This is a genomic window from Pseudoalteromonas sp. S1610, assembly GCF_005887465.1.
Classification (GTDB): domain Bacteria; phylum Pseudomonadota; class Gammaproteobacteria; order Enterobacterales; family Alteromonadaceae; genus Pseudoalteromonas; species Pseudoalteromonas undina.
Genome location: NZ_PNDI01000024.1, coordinates 96,070 through 113,116, shown reverse-complemented (window position 1 = coordinate 113,116; position 17,047 = coordinate 96,070). Strand labels below are relative to the sequence as shown.

Here is a 17,047-nt window from a genome sequence, read left to right as displayed (position 1 = left end):
AAATACCATGATTGCAATTTTTGGTGGCACTTTTGACCCTGTTCATTTTGGGCACCTTAATATGGCGCAGCAATGCGTTGCGACCTTTAAATTACACTCACTCTATTTTATGCCCTGTGCAATACCCGCACACAAAGCGGCACCGGGGATCAGCACCGAACATCGTATTGCAATGCTTAAAACCGCAATTAAACCATATTCGCAGTTTAAGCTTGATTTACGGGAGCTAAAACGTAGCGGCCCGTCGTATTCTTTATTAAGCTTGCAAGAACTAAGAGCAGAAAATCCCGATACCCCGATTCTATTTTTAATTGGTATGGACTCATTCAACAACCTTGATAAATGGTATCAGTGGCAAACAATAACGAGTCTATGCCATATAGTGGTGTATCAACGCCCAGGTCAAAACTGTGATGTACAAGGTGAACTTAAAAACTACAAACAGCAGGCTATGAGCAACGATATTTCACTACTGAACGAAAAAAATGGCGGACACCTTTACTTTTTAGAAGGTAAGCAACTGGATGCCGCATCCAGCACTATCCGTCAAGCTCTTAAAAAAAGTATTAAAAAGAGTGAACTATTACCCGACACCGTGAGTCACTATATTGAGCAGCACCGGCTTTATCAAGAGTGATTGGTATAAACCCCTCGGCGTGTTAAAATAACCGCTATTAAATTTTAAATTGAGACAAAACCTTGGATTCGAAACAACTACTCGCTTTTGCACTAGACAAAATTGACGATATGAAAGCACGTGATGTGATTCAACTTGACGTAACTGGCACTTCAGACGTAACCGATTACATGATTGTATGTTCAGGCACATCAAGACGTCATGTATTGTCAATTGCTGATAACTTAGCAAAAGAAGCTCGTCACGCTGGTGAAGAGCCATTAGGCTACGAAGGCCAAAGCGATGGCGAATGGGCATTAGTTGATTTAGGTGATGTGATTGTTCACGTTATGCAAGATCAAGCACGTAGCTATTACGATCTAGAAAAGCTTTGGGGCTAATAGCTCCCTATTTTAGACAACGCTTGGAAGTAACGTCGTGAAAATACAAATGATTGCTGTTGGTACAAAAATGCCAGCATGGGTAGAAACAGGTTTTGCAGAATATCAGCGCCGCTTTCCCAAAGATATGGCACTGGAACTAATCGAAATACCTGCAGGTAAACGTGGCAAAAACGCAGATATAAAGCGTATTTTACACACCGAAGGTGAAAAAACCTTAGCCGCCATACCTAAAGGCAATCGTATTGTCACACTGGAAGTAACCGGTAAAGCACTGGATACTCACCAGCTAGCGAAAAACATGGAAAAGTGGCAACTTGATGGTCGCGATGTCAGTTTACTGATTGGTGGACCAGAAGGCTTAGCTCCCGAGTGTATTGCAGCCTCTGAGCAAAAATGGTCGTTATCAAATTTAACGCTTCCACACCCTTTAGTACGCATTATTGTTGCTGAAAGTCTTTACAGAGGCTGGAGCTTAAATAACAACCACCCTTATCATCGCGAGTAGTTTCTTGCCATGCTAAAACGAAGACCCACTATTCGCGACCACTCAGCAGAAGCTAATTTATTTGCTCGGCGTGCATTTGTGGGTTTTATTTTTATCTTAGCCTTAGTAGCCATATTATTGTCTAACTTGTACACCATTCAAGTTGACGACCACCAAGATTACCAAACTCGCTCTAATGACAACCGCATAAAAGTAATCCCTATTGCACCTAATCGCGGACTTATTTATGACCGCAACGGTGTTTTACTGGCCGAAAATAAGCCCGTTTATAACCTTGAAGTGATCCCCGAAGAAGTTGATGATTTAACCGCCTCTTTGAAGTCTATCAGCAAAATCATTGAAATAACCGAGCAACAACAAGCTGATTTTCTTGATGATATAAAACATACTCGACGTTTTAAAAGCCAAGTCCTCAAAGCCCGTTTAAATGAAAACGAAGTAGCGATGTTTTCAGTAAACCAGCATAAATTTCCAGGGTTTAGCATTGAAGCGCGCCTAGCAAGATATTATCCCTTTGGCGATACTTTAACCCATGCATTAGGCTATGTTGCAAAGCTCAATAGAAAAGAATTAAATAAGCTTGAACAACAAGATGAAGCCACAAACTACCGAGCCACGCATGATATTGGTAAACTGGGTATCGAAAAGTATTACGAGCCATTATTACATGGACAAGTCGGCTCACAGCGGGTTGAAGTAAACAACCGTGGCCGTATTATTCGCACCTTAAACATGGATCCACCGCAGCCGGGTGACGACTTAGTACTTACTCTCGACATTGGTTTACAACAAATAGCCCAACATGCACTTAAAGATATGCGCGGCGCTATTGTGGTAATGGATGCAAAAGATGGCGGTGTTCTAGCGCTTTATTCAAACCCAAGTTATGACCCCAATTTATTTGTGCACGGTATTAGCAGTAAAGACTACAAAGCCTTACTCAACCCTGATCGTCCACTGATCAACCGTACCACTCAAGGACGCTATGCACCCGCATCAACTATTAAGCCGCACATGGCTATTTTGGCATTAGAAGAAAACATAGTGCAAGAAACCACCACCATGTGGGATCCAGGCTTTTTTCAAATACCAAACGTAGAGCATAGATGGCGAGATTGGCGACGTTGGGGCCATGGCCATGTTGATGTTTACAAGGCAATAGAAGAGTCATGCGATACCTACTTTTATGACGCAGCCTATCGTATGGGGATCACCAAAATAAGTAACTTTATGGCTCGCTTTGGCTTTGGTGAGTTATCCGGTATTGATATTCATGAAGAAACAACCGCTATTTTACCCTCAAAAGAGTGGAAAGAAGATCGTTTTAAAGAGTCGTGGTGGCGTGGCGATACTATTTCTGTAGGAATTGGCCAAGGTTATTGGACTGCCACCCCCATTCAAATAGCGAATGCCACTAATATTTTAGTTAACAGAGGGATAAATCACCCTCCTCATTTAGTGCAAGTTGCTAAAAAAGAAGATCAAATTACTCAGCTCAATAATGAAGAAAAGCCACCTGTTGTACTCAATAATGAAGATAACTGGCGCATCGCGATTGATGCCATGCATAACACCGTTAAAAAAACCACCGGAACTGCCCATCGTGCGTTTAAAGGCGCTACCTACGATCCAGCAGGTAAAACCGGTACAGCCCAAGTAGTCAGTATTGCTCAAGGCGAGCGTTACGACGCCGATGCACTTAAAGAGCGCCAACGTGATAACGCCATTTACGTCGGTTTTGCCCCCTACAACAACCCACAAATAGTAGTGTCTATTGTGGTAGAAAATACCGGAGGCGGAAGCTCAGTAGGTGCGCCTATTGCCCGTCAATTAATGGATTATTATTTTGCAGCTAACCCAATTCAATCCTCAGGGAGTAAAGTACCATGACGGCTTTACATAATAAGCGTTCTATTTGGCTACGCCTGCATATCGACTTGCCACTTTTAATTGCTTTATTACTGATGATGGCTGGCAGCATCACTATCGTTTATAGTGCCTCTGGCCAAGACTCGGCTATGATGATCCGCCATGTAACCCGCATGGCAGGTGCAATTATTGGAATGTTTGTTTTAGCGCAAATCCCCCCCGCTACGTTAAAACGCTTAGTCATTCCCATGTATTGCCTAGGGTTACTCATGCTAGTTGGAGTACTACTATTTGGTGTAAGCTCTAAAGGCGCTCAACGCTGGTTAGATTTAGGTATTACCCGCTTTCAACCCTCAGAGCTGATGAAATTAGCGGTTCCTATGATGGTGGCTTGGTACATTGGTCGTAACCACTTACCACCGCGTCCACTTCATTTAATTATTGGCTTTGCCATTGTAATGTTGCCCACCTTACTTATTAAGGAACAGCCCGATTTAGGCACCTCAATTTTGATTGCCAGTTCGGGGGTGTTTGTATTGTTTTTATCTGGCTTGAGTTGGCGTTTAATTGGCTTTTTAAGCTCAGTTGTTGCTTTGGCAGCGTGGCCATTTTGGCACTATGGTATGCACGATTATCAAAAGCAAAGAGTACTAACCTTTTTAGATCCTGAGAGCGATCCGCTTGGTTCTGGCTATCATATTATTCAATCAAAAATTGCTATTGGCTCAGGCGGTATCGAAGGCAAAGGCTGGTTGCAAGGCACACAATCACAACTGGAATTTTTACCTGAACGACATACCGATTTTATTTTTTCTGTACTGAGTGAAGAGTTTGGTTTATTTGGTGTGTGTATTTTACTTAGCCTGTACTTATTCATCATTGGCCGTGGATTATTTATTGCAGTTAATGCACAAGAAGCTTTTGGCAAGTTACTCGCAGGCTCTCTGACACTCACATTTTTCGTTTATATTTTTGTAAACATTGGTATGGTCTCGGGTTTATTACCTGTTGTAGGTGTTCCCTTACCATTAATTAGTTATGGCGGCACCTCAATGGTGACCTTGATGGCTGCATTTGGCATTATTATGTCGATTGCCACAGATAAAAGGATGCTCTTAAAATAATGCGCCTTTATAAACAACTTATAATTATTACACTCGTTAGCCTCTTTTTAAGTGCATGTAGCAGTTCAAATAGCCGTTACAGCATGCGCCATGATGCAGCGCCTCTTCGAGCACCAACTGAATTAGAAATGCAAGATGCTATTGTCACTAAAGTTATAAAAAGCGCGAGCACCACACGCCCTTACGAAGTGTTGGGCAAACGTTATACCCCTATGCTCGATGAAACAGGTTATTCAGAAACGGGCATTGCCTCATGGTATGGCCGAAAATTTCATGGTTATCACACCTCTAACGGCGAAATTTACGATATGTTCGCTATGACGGCAGCTCACAAAACCTTGCCCTTACCGAGTTTTGTGCGCGTAACAAATACAGCCAATGGCCAATCTGTTATAGTACGGGTTAACGATCGCGGGCCTTTTCATGACGATAGAATCATTGATCTTTCTTATGCTGCAGCCTATAAACTTGGCTACCATAAATACGGTACAGCACAGGTTAAGCTTGAAGCGATTACCCTTGCAGATACCCATGCACGAAAAACCTATGTTCAAGTAGCTGCAGGTAGTACGTTAGCCAACATAGAAGCATTGGCACACACACTACGAGAGCAATATAAATTACCAACAAATATCGTCGAAAAAGACGGTATGTATAGATTGCACTTAGGGCCGATAAAAGATGCCCAACACGCGCAACAAGTACTAGAAACATTAAAACAAAATCAATTTCAAAACGCGTTCTTGCTTTACACTCAGTAAGCCCTTTAGAATAGGGAGAATGCATATTTTTAACTTTAACCATTAATGAGTATGATGAAATCTATTAAACATAAAATTCTTACTGGTGTTTGCGGCTTAGTCTGTTCTGCCGCCGTCTTTTCAGCCACCGCACAAATTATTCCAGCCCCTCCTCAAGTTAATGCTAAAGGTTACTTTTTGGTGGACTTCACCACAGGTAAAGTGATTGCAGAAGGTGAAGCTGATACAAAACTTGCTCCTGCTAGCTTAACTAAAATGATGACTAGTTATGTAATTGGTACAGAAATAAATGCGGGTAATATCGCACCCACCGATATGGTAACTATCAGTGAAAAAGCGTGGGCAAAAAACTTTCCTGAATCATCTAAAATGTTCATTGAAGTGGGTAAGCAAGTAAGTGTAGATGAACTTAATCACGGTATTATTGTGCAATCAGGTAATGATGCCTGTGTTGCCATGGCTGAGCATATTGCAGGCAGCGAAAGTGCCTTTGCAGATTTAATGAATGCCCATGCTGAAAAGATAGGCATGACAAATACTCACTTTATTAATAGTCACGGTCTTGATACAGACGAGCACTACACAACGCCACGCGATATGGCCACACTTGGCGCAGCCTTGATCAGAGATGTGCCGGACGAATATGCACTATATAAAGAAAAGTCATTTACATACAATGGTATAAAGCAATATAACCGTAACTCGTTGTTATGGGATGAAAGCTTAGATGTTGATGGTATTAAAACAGGCCATACATCTGATGCGGGTTACAGCTTAGTCACCTCGGCAACGAAAAACGACATGCGTTTAATTGCGGTAGTTATGGGTACTTCAAGTGAGCGTGCGCGTAAAGTTGAAAGTAAAAAACTGCTTAACTACGGTTTCCGCTTTTTTGAAACAATTACGCCTTACAAAGCTGGCGATAGTTTTGCAGAGCAACGCATCTGGATGGGTAACAAAGAGAATGTCTCTTTAGGTATTTTAGAAGACACCCCTATTACAATCCCTCGTGGCCAACATAAAAACCTGAAAGCAAACTTTGAGCTTGACGATACGCTTGAAGCACCTTTAGCTAAAGGCACTAAAGTAGGCACGCTGTTTTTACAACTTGAAGGCGAAGATATTGCACAATATCCGCTAGTTACGCTTGAAGAAATACAAGAAGGTAGCTTCTTCAGCAAAATATATGACTACTTACGCTTACAAATAATGTAAGCACGAGTAAAGTAATATGAACGCCTCTTCTGTGAGGCGTTTTTTTTTGCTTGAAAAGTGCTAGAATGCGCCCCATATATACCAATCGTATTGAATGACTATCGTTGGCTTAGGTCAAAAGTAACATCATTTCAAGATTGTCATTAGCCTGTCAGTTTTAAGCTTAACGTATAAGTTGAGCCAACACTTTTGTTTGAGGAGTTCCCGTCGTGGTTGAACCTGTTAAAAACACTAAATTTGATGAGTACCTAGAGTACCCTTGCCCGTTTACATTTAAAATTATGGGTTTAGCAAACGTAAACTTAACTGATCAAATTTTAGAAAAGTTACAACCTATCGCTCCGGGTGATTATGCGCCAAAAGTAAAACCGAGCAGTAAAGGTAACTATGAGTCAGTCACTTTAGTAGCCACAGTAACAAGCGGCAAACACATTGAAGAAATTTACAACGTGATCAGCAATATCGATGACGTGCGCCATATGCTTTAAGCTATAGTTGAGATTTGTTGTGAGCGAAAACACCCTAATCGTACGCCAACTGGGTCGTCAGCGTTACATGCCGATTTGGCAAAAAATGCAAGACTTTACCGACACCCGTGATGAAAATACGCCAGATGAAATTTGGTTAGTAGAGCATGAAAGTGTATTTACCCAAGGCCAAGCCGGTAAAGATGAGCACTTACTCGCCCCAGGTGACATTGAAGTGATTAAAGTTGACCGCGGTGGACAGGTTACTTACCATGGCCCTGGTCAGCAAATGATGTATGTATTATTTAATTTACGTCGTTTAAAAATTGGGGTGCGAGAGCTAGTTACTTGGCTTGAAGAGTGCATCATTGAGTCCCTTGCAGAGTTCGCCATAGATGCATACGCGAAAGCGGATGCCCCTGGTGTTTACGTTAACGACAGTAAAATTGCATCTTTAGGTTTACGAGTTCGTCGTGGCTGCTCATTTCATGGCTTGGCATTAAATGTTAATATGGATCTAAGTCCATTTTTACGCATTAACCCATGTGGTTATGCGGGCATGAATATGGTGCAAACTAAAGAACTAAATGGCCCTCAAAACCTTGAAGCTGCAGGTGAAGGGCTGGTAAAACACATGATCAAGAAGCTTAATGCAACACAGGTTAAGCATACTGAAGGGTTTGAAAACGAATGAATAAACCAGTCAAAATGGAACCAGGTGTAAAACTACGCGACGCAGAAAAAATGGCGTTGATCCCCGTTAAAGTTTTACCAACAGAAAAAACCGAAATGCTCCGTAAGCCAGAGTGGCTTAAAATTCGCTTACCCAAGTCAACCGAGCGGATTGACGGCATAAAACAAGCAATGCGTAAGCACGGCCTTCACTCTGTATGTGAAGAAGCTTCGTGTCCTAACTTATCAGAGTGTTTTAACCACGGTACAGCGACCTTTATGATTTTAGGGGCTATTTGTACACGTCGTTGTCCATTTTGTGACGTTGCACATGGTCGCCCATTAAAACCTGATGCCGCTGAGCCTGAAAAGCTGGCACTGACCATTAAAGACATGAAGTTAAGCTATGTGGTTATTACTTCTGTAGACCGTGATGATTTACGTGACGGTGGTGCTCAGCACTTTGCTGATTGTATCCGCGAAATTCGTAAGCATAATCCAGAAATTACCATTGAGATTTTAGTGCCCGATTTTCGTGGCCGTATGGACAGAGCGTTAGAAATTTTAATTGAAACGCCGCCAGATGTATTTAATCACAACCTAGAAACTGCGCCACGTTTATACAAACTTGCGCGCCCAGGTGCTGACTATAAATGGTCTCTTGAATTATTACGTCGCTTTAAAGAAGCCCATCCTGAGGTTAAAACAAAATCAGGCTTAATGGTTGGCCTTGGTGAAGAAATTAGCGAAATCGAGGAAGTACTTCGTGATTTACGTGCTCATAACGTTGATATGCTTACTGTAGGGCAATACCTACAACCGTCTAAGCATCACTTACCCGTTAAGCGTTACGTGCCACCAGCTGAATTTGACGCATTAAAAGAATATGCTGATGAAATTGGCTTTACACACGCCGCTTCAGGCCCGTTTGTACGTTCAAGCTATCATGCAGATCAACAAGCAGCGGGTAAAGAAGTAAAGTAATCTCTCGCAATGTATAAAAAACCGCCATTAGGCGGTTTTTTGTTTTTTAATAGTTATTTTTACTGTTTATAAAATAACGTTAGGTTAAAGCAAGGTTACTTGAGATAATTATGCTTGAACCCATTATTTAGGTTATATATGAAATTATTAGTTCGTAACTTATCACGTGCCACTACTGAGCATGATCTTCGTACGTTATTTACGGCTCACGGTAAAGTGACCACCTGTAACTTGGTACTCGATAAAGAAACAGGCCAATCTAAAGGCTTTGCCTTTGTAGAAATGCCTAATGACATTGAAGTTAAAGGCGCAATTAAAGCGCTTAATCAAACCACAGTAGACAAAAGCAAAATCCGTGTAAAACTAGCGGATGCTTAATAAGTAAAAAATTGAGATGTTGGAAGTTAACACATACTTTCAATGTTTAACCTCAATTTATATTGCTCAAAGTTTTAGTTATAACGCTTTGAGCAATATAATTAATTGGGTTTATACCTGAGTCAAAATCTCCTTTAAGACCTGCTGCTTACTTACTATATCCTTGTATAAGGCAAATTGGTTTTTTCCGCGATCTAAGTTGTGTCTCTTATGCTTAACGCTAAAGTAATTATCACCATCTATATAATCAGTTAAAAAGCGTAAGCCAATCATAAAGGGCATTACTTTAGCACCTAACCAAAAGCTTTGTTTCTCGGCGGGTGTTAATACCCCCTTTAGTGGCTCAACATAGCCTTTAACAATCGCTGCAAAAATATCTTCACGAACACCTACCTTTTCAAGCGCCGTTGAATCTTCTTGCTCTGCAGAGCAAAATGTTCTGACCATATCGCCAAAATCATTAAGCCAATAACCAGGCATACAGGTATCTAAATCTATCACCGCTTTTGCATTATTAGAGTCTAAGCAAAATAGCATGTTGTTTATTTTAGTATCGTTATGGCACACACGAATAGGCACTTTTCCCTCAAGGGCATTAAGCTCATCGATAAGTGAAAGCTGCGACAGGCAAAAATCAACCTCTTCCTGACAATGAGCCAAACGTTTATGAGGATCGGTGCTAACCACTTGCTTGAAGACTTCTGCACGCATGGCCAAGTTATGAAAATTGGGAATAACGGCATGTAAATTGTTCGCGTCAAAGTCTTGTAGCGCTTGTGCAAATTGGCCAAATGCATTGGCCGCTGTTTGTGCCTGGCTAGCAGTATTAACCACATCTTCACTGTAGCTGCCACCAATAAACTCAAGTGCTCGCCAAGTATCATCATCATCATTAACTAAATAGTCATTCTGAGTCGTCGCTACATGGCGTACTATTGCTAGATTGAATTCACCTGCTTGTTGTTTTTTACTTAAGTGTTGCTCTATTAATCGCGCATTATCAACAAGTAACTGTGGTTTTGGAAACACCACCGTATTAAGCTTTTGTACAACCAGTGACCGCTTCGAAGTACTTAATAACATAGTAGTATTTATATGCCCACTGCCTATGGGTTTTATGCTCGCATGCTTCTCGTCAAGGCCAAAACTCTCAGATAAATAAACTTCTATAGGAACTGTATTCATTTTCTACTTCACTCTTTTCGCTCAAGGCGATAATAATTTAATAGCTACGCTTGACGTAATGCGCACAAAGTAGCCGCAATGCTTGTCAGTTCTGATTTATAGGTAACACCAAACCAAGGCTCTTTTGCAGTGTATACAAATACAGGCTGTGCTTTTACATTAATAGCTTTCTGGATTTGATCAGGTAAGTAGTACTCTTGCTGAGTATTCACGTTATATTGCTGTAAAAACGTTTCAAAGCCTTGTTGCAAATAGTCAAAAAAGCAGGGAGTGATCCCCCAAAAACTCATCGAGCCTAGGGAGTTGGGGCTAATTTTCTCACGTAAACCCTGTGGGTTATCGCCAAAAGTATGCTCAGACTGTTGTTGAATATTCAAATACTCGGTTACGGCAACAAGCTTTCCATCCGCAATATTACATACCCCACGATTAACACCACCGTGCTCAGAAAGAGTATCAATAATCGGATACCCTACCATTGCCCATTCAGCGCTTTTTTTAAAGTGCTCACTCAGTAATACAAACGAAGATTTGCCATAATAGTCATCGGCAGTGATCACAATAGCGGGGTTATTAATGTGGGCTTTGGCACACAACAGAGCATGACCTGTGCCCCAGGGTTTTTTCCGTTGGGCAAGTGTTGCTTTAAACTGTTCGGGAACCTGCTCAATGTGTTGCTTCACCAGTACCACATCAAGATCACTAGGCAAGCGTGGCAAAATAGTACGCTCTATTTCACTGCGTACCGCTTGGTTTATTATCAGCACCACCTGCGTCACGCCTGCAGCATGCGCATCAATAATACTCAGCTCCATAATAGTGCAATTTAGCCCTGGAATCTCTGCAATTTGTTTATTGCCACCAAAGCGACTACCTAAGCCACCTGCAAGCACAATTAAACTCAGTTTATGTTTTTTCATTTAGAGTCTGCGCATTTAAGAGGGTAATTTACCAAGCCAAGTTTGTAACCAAAGCTCGGTGACAGGCCAAGGCTCAAAGTCTTCACAGGCATCAATTTCTAGTCGGTTACCCACAGGTTTAGCTTGTAAGTCACGTAATAGTTCATCAAAGCTACGCCCTGCTGCGCAAAACGTATCACCGTAGCTTCTGTCACCCATGGCTACAATGCCAAATGTTTTATTGGTTAACATTGGAAACGTACTGTTAAGCTGATTATAAAGCTCTGCCAAGTTAGCGGGTATATCGCCTTGTCCTGTTGTTGAAGTAACTATTAAAATATGCGTCGCATTTTTTAGATCTTCTAAACTTGGCTCTGCAAATACGCTTACCTGATGGCCAGTTTGCTCTATAGTATCGCTTATTTGCTCACTTAAACGTTCAGCACCACCGTACACGCTGCCTACAAAAATACTAATATGTGCCATTAATAATCCTTTTCTTCACTTGGCCACCCTAACTGTTTGCAAATACTCAACATTGCATCACCTAGTGGCGCTTTAATTATTATCGATTCGTTACTATAAGGATGTACAAAGCTAAGCTCTGTAGCAAATAACATTAATCGTCTAAGGGAGAAATGCTCTCTAAAAAACTGATTATGCTGGTTATCACCATGGTTAACGTCGCCAATTATCGGTAACGACAAATGTTTTAAATGGCGACGAATTTGATGTTTACGCCCTGTTTTAGGAAAACACTCTACCAAAGAATACCTAACCGTTGGGTATTTTCCTATGGGAATAGGCAACGCAGCTTGGTGCAAACAGTTAAACTGAGTTTGTGCTTCTTGAGCATCTTTACCCTGATCGGCAAATTTATCAGCGATTTTGTCTAGTTCTTCTTTTAACGGTTTATCTAAAAAAACAGATTCAGGCGCAAATCCGCGTACCAAAGCTAAATAACGCTTTGAGATCGTGCCCTCAATAAACAACTGATTCATATCACGCGCGGCTTCTGAGCTTAGAGCAAACAGCAACACACCCGATGTCGGCCTATCAAGACGGTGCACAGGAAACACATGCTGACCGAGTTGATCGCGTAGCATTTGCATTGCAAATTGAGTTTCATGCTTATCTAAAAAGGAGCGATGAACAAGTAAGCCTGATGGTTTATCAATCGCTACATAGTTCTCATCTTGATAGAGAATGTTCAGTTCGCCGTATTCAACTGGCGCTGGACGTTCAGTCATCTGACTCTCCAAGCAATGAATCTAATTGCGTCAGCAAAGAAATAATCTCTTCGCTTCCGGACTTATCAATGAGTGTCATTTGCGCCATAGGAGCAATCGCAAAATTACGCGGTAACGGTTGTTTCATTGTAATAATCTGTTGAATTTTTTCTATAAATACAAACTGTAACCACTGTTCAAATGCAAGAGTATCATGGCAAAAAGGGACGCTTGAATGCAACAATGCAGAGTCAATCGGCTCATTCTGCCAAAGCTGATACTTTTTAAGTAGCGCAGTTAATTGTGTTAAATAGAGTTGGGTTTGCTCAGTCATAATCACCCTTTACTTTGTATATTGCACAATTATACCCTGTTCCCTCAACAGTCGCTATGGCGTATAATTAGCGTAATTTTGTAGTAAAAACAGTTGGAAATTCATGAGTGAACATATAGCCACATTAGGCCAGCTTTTAGACGGTGCAGGAACTCAATGGCGTGCTTTTGATATTGGCAGGCATATTACCAAGCTTGATAAACAACAATTTTTAGCTGTTGAACAAGCACAAGTTCCTTACCCTTACCCATTAGCAGGCCATGCATGGCTAGCGATTCAATTTTGGGACAGTAAAGCTAGCAAAGAACCCTATGTGTGGTTTTTAAAATTCCCACTTGATGAACAAAGTAAACTCGTTAGTGCCAGCCGCGACCACTTTGCAGACATGGTAATTCAAGCACTAGGAACAGAAATTACCGGCGAACAAGCCGATGGCAAACTCGATAACAACCCGTACGTATTTACTCCTAATGCTAATAAATTAGCGGCGTTTAATGCACAAGTTAAAGTGTTATTAAAACAACCAGCCTCACAGTATTATGAGCATGCCCAGCTTTATTTTAGTGGCCAGATTGGTTTTGATAATTGGCAAAGTGTGGCACTACAAGGCATTGCTGATTTTGCTTATCGCCTCAACAGTGCTGATAACTTAAAACACTTACACGCTGCGTGGCCTAATTTACCTGTTGAAGTATTACAACCATTAAGCGCAATGCTTGAACACATCGAAATACCACCCACGTTAAGTGAGTTAATGTTAAGTTATGGACAAACCGCTCTTAAGAATAATGATGTGGTTACGGCTTCTGCCGCGCTTCGCGCCATATCATCAGGGCAAGCAACAGGGCTTAGCGCACAACTGGTTGACTGCGCTTTAGAATCTACGCTTGGGCAAGACTCAGACATTTTATTAACTATTGCAGGTCGCTGCTTTAAACAATTAGAAGAGCCACAGCGTTTGCATGTATTTATGGATAACTGTGCGCACCATGAGAAAATAGCTGAGTTATTTCCCAGCATTTTTGCAGATTTAGTTGCAATTCCAACTATTCGCCCACATTTATTAGCATTACTACGTAAAGAAAACAGAAGCGAGACGTTAGCTCGCGCAATTGGAAGGTTATTCTCTTAAATGGCTAGTTTATGGACGTTCATACTTATTGGGGCTGTAATTTATTTTTTTTGGCTAAATCGTAAAATAGCCGAAGCAGCGAACGTTCATGCCAAACGCCAAAGTGAGCAATTGCAGGTACAACTAATGAGTGTGGCTTGTAGCAAGCGTCGGTTTGGCATTTTAAAAAGTGGTAAACCGGGCATGAAAAGCGAATTTATTTTTGAATTTTCAAGCGATGGTGAAAATGCTTATCAGGGAGTGTTAATCATGGAAGATGAAAAGCTAAAAAGTGTGGTTGTGCCACCACATAAGATATAATTTTTGTAAACAAAAAACCAAGGCGTAACCTCAGTTACGCCCTAATTGCCAACATCCTGTAAGGTATCCTTTACCTGATCCTTGTTTATCATCCACTGAACGAGCAAACTACCGTGTTAGCCCTCCATTGCATCCTGCAATATCCTCTTGCCGCCTTGGCCGTCCTGCGTAAACTAACGCTCCTGCAATGTCCTATCGCATCATCCTTGGTATCCTTTAAATAGCTCCTAGCTATTTTAGTACTTCATGTACTTCCTGTTTCATCCTTGCATCCGTGTTAACTTGTCCTTTGCGCTTCCTGCTAGTCACTACTATGCTGCCTAATTCCATATCCATGGCATTAGCTCAGTCATTGAGCTATGTCGTCTTGACAAAGTAAAGTTTAAACCAAACGGCTGGGTATAATAGTGAGGAAAACTAAAAAATTTAATGTCACAAAATTGAAAAAACTAAAATAGCTATAAATAACAGAAGCTTGATGCTTATAAACGGATAAATAATGGATTTAAACTGACAAAGAGCACACTAATGTAGGATATATCTCACACTTGTGTGCCCGATTTGGAACATAGGCTTACAGATACGCCATTATGAACAACTACCTTTATTGAGCATTAGCAACTTTAAATAGTAATTCACCCTTAACTTGGTTAAATGAAAGTTGTTTAAAGTGCTCAAAGCCTTGCGATTTAAAAAATTTCGTATGCTCGTCACGAGTCACAAATACCGCTATACCAGAAGACTCAGGATTATCGTGTATTAAGCCATCTAAACCTTTAAGTAAAGTGCGACCAAACCCTTGCCCGTGAAAGTGTGGATCAACCGCAATAAACGCTAAAAAGTAATAATTCCCTTGCGGCTTTAAGGCGTCACGAATGGTTTTTTCTTTTTCAATTAATTGATTCGTTTGTAAATAACCTGCACTTAGCATCAGCTTTAATCGCCAATGCCAATAACGCTCAGCTTGTAATTGGCTATTTGACTCAAACACACAGGCAACCGCTTTTAATTTATCATTACGGTAAAGGCCAATTAAAGGCTGCTTCTCTTGCCAAAAGCTACTGAGCTCTTCACGAATAAGTGCACGTAGTTTTTTTTCATAATCGAGCGGGTTATCTTCGTTATACCCTAGCAGAGTTTGTAAAATAGGATCGTTTTGGTATGCCTGATATATCAGGCTGGCTGCTGTGCTTATATCCTCTGGTGCAATATGTTGAACACTAAAGGCGTCTGTCGATTCAGCTGTGGCTGTCATTTTATTTCCTTTATTATTTTACACCCCTGTCATTACGCCAAGTAACGCATAAGGGATTAATTTTGAACTACAACGATGACCAAATACTTATATTACTATATACCCAAGAGCAATAAATAAGCGAATTTACATTTTAGTTATTACGCTTATTCTCTGTATTGAGTCAGATCATGCTTTAGCGACTTACTACTGAGTAAATAAAGCATAGATTCAGTAAGGGTTAAACTGGCTAGATATACCATTTCCCCCTAGAGTTAATACATATTAATTCATTTAGGAGCATTATTATGGATACAACAAAACATACTATTAATACCTTGTTCGCCCAACTAGGACTGCCGGATTCGGATGCGCAAATAGATGCATTTATTGCCTCGCACTCCATTGCCGATACAACCTTGTTGCAAGATGCTCCCTTTTGGGATGAAGCCCAACAACATTTCATTGCCGAATCGCTAGCGGCTGATGGCGATTGGAGTGAAGTAATAGATGAATTAGACGTACGTCTTCGTCAAAAATAATTAATTTTATGGCGCATTTTAATGTGCCTTAGCCACTTTATTGATACCATACCCGCTCGCAGCGTCTATGTTGCGAGCTTACTTTATAAAAGAGTTATAATTGAATGAACGCTGCTGTATTTGAAGCTATTAAAGTCCTTCTTGATGAAGGCAAAGTTCCCACTGTTGCACTAACTAAAAGTCGTTTAACAACACCGACCCCAATGCCGGTTATTATTGCTGCGGTGAGTCAATATAAGAATAATCCTGATTCAATTTATAATTTAATGAAAACCCCAAAGCAAAGTGTCAGTAATGAAGATCAGAACAACTCTCAATTAGATAGAATTGAGCAAAAGTTAGATCAATTACTGACATTACTCGCGCCAAAATAATTTGAGACTATAAATGTTTGTTGTTGATTTAACATTTGACTGCTACCAAGACACCACCTTAGAGCAAGCCGAGCAAGCAATAAATCGCTTGGTAAATGCATTACGTTTTAATGGCCAAATCATTGGAGAAGAATTTCCGACGGTTTTGAAAGATGGCTATTTTATCACTCGCGTTATGTGTCCGACCGAAGACGCTATGCACCCTCTTAACAACAGTGCATTTGTAAAGCACAGTGTTGAAAAGCTTCATGATGCAGGCTTGTTAGCACCAAAGGTGAAAATAATAGGTCAAGACATTCACTCAAACGGTGCCGATGGTTGTAAAGATCCCTCAAGCTATATTTTATATACTACGTATGTGCACACCTGCAGCCCACTGTATTGTGGCGATGACTTTTTACCCGTTCCGCTATTTAATATTCCGGCAATTGCCAATGGCGATTATAAAACCCTGATTAAATGGCAAGAAGATTGGCAAGCATGCGATCAAATTCAAATTAATGGCGCAACTCGCTGTGAATTTCCTGCACTAGAGGAAATAGCCAGCACACAAAGTGATTTGTATCGCCGAGGTAAAGATATTAGCAAACGCATCAGCTTTTTAACTAAAAAGCCTGTTTACTATTACTTATATCGTGTAGGTGGTGTCGATAAAGCCTCGGAGCTTAAGCGCAAATGCCCAAGTTGCCAAGGTGAATGGAAATTACCTGAGCCATGGTTTGGTTTATTTGATTTTAGGTGTGAGCCGTGTGGTTTAGTGTCTAATATTTCATGGGATTTTCAATAAATCCCATACTTAAGGTGCTATGTCTAAAACATCACA

The 17,047-nt window shown here is 40.9% G+C and carries 22 protein-coding genes; 16 read left to right on the top strand and 6 right to left on the bottom strand.

The window, feature by feature from the left end; translation table 11 throughout:
- Positions 1 to 7: 7 nt before the first annotated feature.
- From nadD to CWB77_RS11055, 11 genes are all read left to right on the top strand, one after another.
- Positions 8 to 637, top strand: coding sequence for a nicotinate-nucleotide adenylyltransferase (gene nadD, locus CWB77_RS11105; protein ID WP_138622745.1), 630 nt, complete (start codon positions 8 to 10; stop codon positions 635 to 637).
- 62 nt (positions 638 to 699) lie between these two features.
- Positions 700 to 1,017, top strand: a complete 318-nt coding sequence (gene rsfS / locus CWB77_RS11100; protein WP_010388304.1) for a ribosome silencing factor — start codon at positions 700 to 702, stop codon at positions 1,015 to 1,017.
- Between the two features lie 37 nt (positions 1,018 to 1,054).
- The gene (gene rlmH, locus CWB77_RS11095) at positions 1,055 to 1,525 is read left to right on the top strand and encodes a 23S rRNA (pseudouridine(1915)-N(3))-methyltransferase RlmH (protein WP_008109455.1); all 471 of its coding nucleotides are present in this window, start codon (positions 1,055 to 1,057) and stop codon (positions 1,523 to 1,525) included.
- 9 nt (positions 1,526 to 1,534) lie between these two features.
- On the top strand, positions 1,535 to 3,415 hold the full coding sequence (gene mrdA / locus CWB77_RS11090; protein WP_010388286.1) for a penicillin-binding protein 2: 1,881 nt from the start codon (positions 1,535 to 1,537) through the stop codon (positions 3,413 to 3,415).
- Positions 3,412 to 4,518, top strand: a complete 1,107-nt coding sequence (gene rodA, locus CWB77_RS11085) for a rod shape-determining protein RodA (RefSeq protein WP_010388283.1) — start codon at positions 3,412 to 3,414, stop codon at positions 4,516 to 4,518. The genes mrdA and rodA overlap by 4 nt, the downstream gene beginning before the upstream one ends.
- A complete protein-coding gene (locus tag CWB77_RS11080) occupies positions 4,518 to 5,279 on the top strand; it encodes a septal ring lytic transglycosylase RlpA family protein (RefSeq protein ID WP_138622743.1) in 762 nt (253 codons plus the stop codon). The genes rodA and CWB77_RS11080 overlap by 1 nt, the downstream gene beginning before the upstream one ends.
- 54 nt (positions 5,280 to 5,333) lie before the next feature.
- The gene (locus CWB77_RS11075; RefSeq protein WP_008468004.1) at positions 5,334 to 6,494 is read left to right on the top strand and encodes a serine hydrolase; all 1,161 of its coding nucleotides are present in this window, start codon (positions 5,334 to 5,336) and stop codon (positions 6,492 to 6,494) included.
- A 209-nt stretch (positions 6,495 to 6,703) separates the two neighbouring features.
- Positions 6,704 to 6,982, top strand: a complete 279-nt coding sequence (ybeD, locus tag CWB77_RS11070; protein ID WP_008109437.1) for a DUF493 family protein YbeD — start codon at positions 6,704 to 6,706, stop codon at positions 6,980 to 6,982.
- 19 nt (positions 6,983 to 7,001) lie between these two features.
- Positions 7,002 to 7,655, top strand: a complete 654-nt coding sequence (lipB, locus tag CWB77_RS11065; protein ID WP_008109436.1) for a lipoyl(octanoyl) transferase LipB — start codon at positions 7,002 to 7,004, stop codon at positions 7,653 to 7,655.
- The gene (gene lipA, locus CWB77_RS11060; protein ID WP_008109434.1) at positions 7,652 to 8,617 is read left to right on the top strand and encodes a lipoyl synthase; all 966 of its coding nucleotides are present in this window, start codon (positions 7,652 to 7,654) and stop codon (positions 8,615 to 8,617) included. The genes lipB and lipA overlap by 4 nt, the downstream gene beginning before the upstream one ends.
- Before the next feature lie 138 nt (positions 8,618 to 8,755).
- A complete protein-coding gene (locus tag CWB77_RS11055) occupies positions 8,756 to 8,995 on the top strand; it encodes an RNA recognition motif domain-containing protein (RefSeq protein WP_138622741.1) in 240 nt (79 codons plus the stop codon).
- Positions 8,996 to 9,106: 111 nt separating this feature from the next.
- Here the strand turns inward: CWB77_RS11055 and CWB77_RS11050 are convergent, their stop codons facing one another.
- From CWB77_RS11050 to CWB77_RS11030, 5 genes are read right to left on the bottom strand one after another with little or no spacing between them, the layout of a single operon-like run.
- Complete coding sequence (locus CWB77_RS11050; protein WP_138622740.1) at positions 9,107 to 10,180, bottom strand: phosphotransferase enzyme family protein; 1,074 nt, start codon at positions 10,178 to 10,180, stop codon at positions 9,107 to 9,109.
- A 44-nt stretch (positions 10,181 to 10,224) separates the two neighbouring features.
- A complete protein-coding gene (locus CWB77_RS11045; protein WP_138622738.1) occupies positions 10,225 to 11,100 on the bottom strand; it encodes a nucleotidyltransferase family protein in 876 nt (291 codons plus the stop codon).
- 15 nt (positions 11,101 to 11,115) lie between these two features.
- Positions 11,116 to 11,565 (bottom strand): flavodoxin, encoded by a 450-nt coding sequence (locus CWB77_RS11040; protein WP_138622736.1) that lies wholly within the window; start codon positions 11,563 to 11,565, stop codon positions 11,116 to 11,118.
- Complete coding sequence (truC, locus tag CWB77_RS11035) at positions 11,565 to 12,329, bottom strand: tRNA pseudouridine(65) synthase TruC (protein WP_138622734.1); 765 nt, start codon at positions 12,327 to 12,329, stop codon at positions 11,565 to 11,567. The genes CWB77_RS11040 and truC overlap by 1 nt, the downstream gene beginning before the upstream one ends.
- On the bottom strand, positions 12,322 to 12,642 hold the full coding sequence (locus CWB77_RS11030; RefSeq protein WP_054202447.1) for a YqcC family protein: 321 nt from the start codon (positions 12,640 to 12,642) through the stop codon (positions 12,322 to 12,324). Before CWB77_RS11030 ends, truC begins: the two co-directional genes overlap by 8 nt.
- A gap of 103 nt (positions 12,643 to 12,745) precedes the next feature.
- On the opposite strand from CWB77_RS11030, the gene CWB77_RS11025 reads away from it, so the two are divergent.
- Positions 12,746 to 13,774, top strand: coding sequence for a DUF3549 family protein (locus tag CWB77_RS11025; protein ID WP_010388256.1), 1,029 nt, complete (start codon positions 12,746 to 12,748; stop codon positions 13,772 to 13,774).
- Positions 13,775 to 14,074, top strand: a complete 300-nt coding sequence (locus tag CWB77_RS11020; protein ID WP_008109417.1) for a DUF3301 domain-containing protein — start codon at positions 13,775 to 13,777, stop codon at positions 14,072 to 14,074.
- Positions 14,075 to 14,678: 604 nt separating this feature from the next.
- On the opposite strand, the gene CWB77_RS11015 is transcribed toward CWB77_RS11020, so the two are convergent.
- Positions 14,679 to 15,329 (bottom strand): GNAT family N-acetyltransferase, encoded by a 651-nt coding sequence (locus CWB77_RS11015; RefSeq protein ID WP_008109415.1) that lies wholly within the window; start codon positions 15,327 to 15,329, stop codon positions 14,679 to 14,681.
- Positions 15,330 to 15,616: 287 nt separating this feature from the next.
- Between CWB77_RS11015 and CWB77_RS11010 the strand changes: the two genes are divergently transcribed.
- The 3 genes from CWB77_RS11010 to CWB77_RS11000 all read left to right on the top strand — a co-directional run bounded on the left by CWB77_RS11010 (position 15,617) and on the right by CWB77_RS11000 (position 17,011).
- Positions 15,617 to 15,850: a DUF2789 domain-containing protein gene (locus CWB77_RS11010; protein ID WP_138622732.1), complete on the top strand. Its 234-nt coding sequence runs from the start codon at positions 15,617 to 15,619 to the stop codon at positions 15,848 to 15,850.
- A gap of 104 nt (positions 15,851 to 15,954) precedes the next feature.
- Positions 15,955 to 16,224, top strand: a complete 270-nt coding sequence (locus CWB77_RS11005; RefSeq protein WP_008109411.1) for a hypothetical protein — start codon at positions 15,955 to 15,957, stop codon at positions 16,222 to 16,224.
- A 13-nt stretch (positions 16,225 to 16,237) separates the two neighbouring features.
- Positions 16,238 to 17,011 (top strand): Zn-ribbon-containing protein, encoded by a 774-nt coding sequence (locus tag CWB77_RS11000; protein ID WP_138622730.1) that lies wholly within the window; start codon positions 16,238 to 16,240, stop codon positions 17,009 to 17,011.
- The last annotated feature ends 36 nt before the right edge of the window (positions 17,012 to 17,047 follow it).

Bases quoted from the DNA above. Each gene is read 5' to 3' on its own strand.
- nadD (WP_138622745.1), top strand. From the start codon at position 8: ATGATTGCAATTTTTGGTGGCACTTTTGACCCTGTTCATTTTGGGCAC.
- mrdA (WP_010388286.1), top strand. From the start codon at position 1,535: ATGCTAAAACGAAGACCCACTATTCGCGACCACTCAGCAGAAGCTAAT.
- rodA (WP_010388283.1), top strand. From the start codon at position 3,412: ATGACGGCTTTACATAATAAGCGTTCTATTTGGCTACGCCTGCATATC.
- CWB77_RS11080 (WP_138622743.1), top strand. From the start codon at position 4,518: ATGCGCCTTTATAAACAACTTATAATTATTACACTCGTTAGCCTCTTT.
- CWB77_RS11075 (WP_008468004.1), top strand. From the start codon at position 5,334: ATGAAATCTATTAAACATAAAATTCTTACTGGTGTTTGCGGCTTAGTC.
- lipA (WP_008109434.1), top strand. From the start codon at position 7,652: ATGAATAAACCAGTCAAAATGGAACCAGGTGTAAAACTACGCGACGCA.
- CWB77_RS11055 (WP_138622741.1), top strand. From the start codon at position 8,756: ATGAAATTATTAGTTCGTAACTTATCACGTGCCACTACTGAGCATGAT.
- CWB77_RS11050 (WP_138622740.1), bottom strand. From the start codon at position 10,180: ATGAATACAGTTCCTATAGAAGTTTATTTATCTGAGAGTTTTGGCCTT.
- CWB77_RS11045 (WP_138622738.1), bottom strand. From the start codon at position 11,100: ATGAAAAAACATAAACTGAGTTTAATTGTGCTTGCAGGTGGCTTAGGT.
- CWB77_RS11040 (WP_138622736.1), bottom strand. From the start codon at position 11,565: ATGGCACATATTAGTATTTTTGTAGGCAGCGTGTACGGTGGTGCTGAA.
- truC (WP_138622734.1), bottom strand. From the start codon at position 12,329: ATGACTGAACGTCCAGCGCCAGTTGAATACGGCGAACTGAACATTCTC.
- CWB77_RS11030 (WP_054202447.1), bottom strand. From the start codon at position 12,642: ATGACTGAGCAAACCCAACTCTATTTAACACAATTAACTGCGCTACTT.
- CWB77_RS11025 (WP_010388256.1), top strand. From the start codon at position 12,746: ATGAGTGAACATATAGCCACATTAGGCCAGCTTTTAGACGGTGCAGGA.
- CWB77_RS11020 (WP_008109417.1), top strand. From the start codon at position 13,775: ATGGCTAGTTTATGGACGTTCATACTTATTGGGGCTGTAATTTATTTT.
- CWB77_RS11015 (WP_008109415.1), bottom strand. From the start codon at position 15,329: ATGACAGCCACAGCTGAATCGACAGACGCCTTTAGTGTTCAACATATT.
- CWB77_RS11010 (WP_138622732.1), top strand. From the start codon at position 15,617: ATGGATACAACAAAACATACTATTAATACCTTGTTCGCCCAACTAGGA.
- CWB77_RS11005 (WP_008109411.1), top strand. From the start codon at position 15,955: ATGAACGCTGCTGTATTTGAAGCTATTAAAGTCCTTCTTGATGAAGGC.
- CWB77_RS11000 (WP_138622730.1), top strand. From the start codon at position 16,238: ATGTTTGTTGTTGATTTAACATTTGACTGCTACCAAGACACCACCTTA.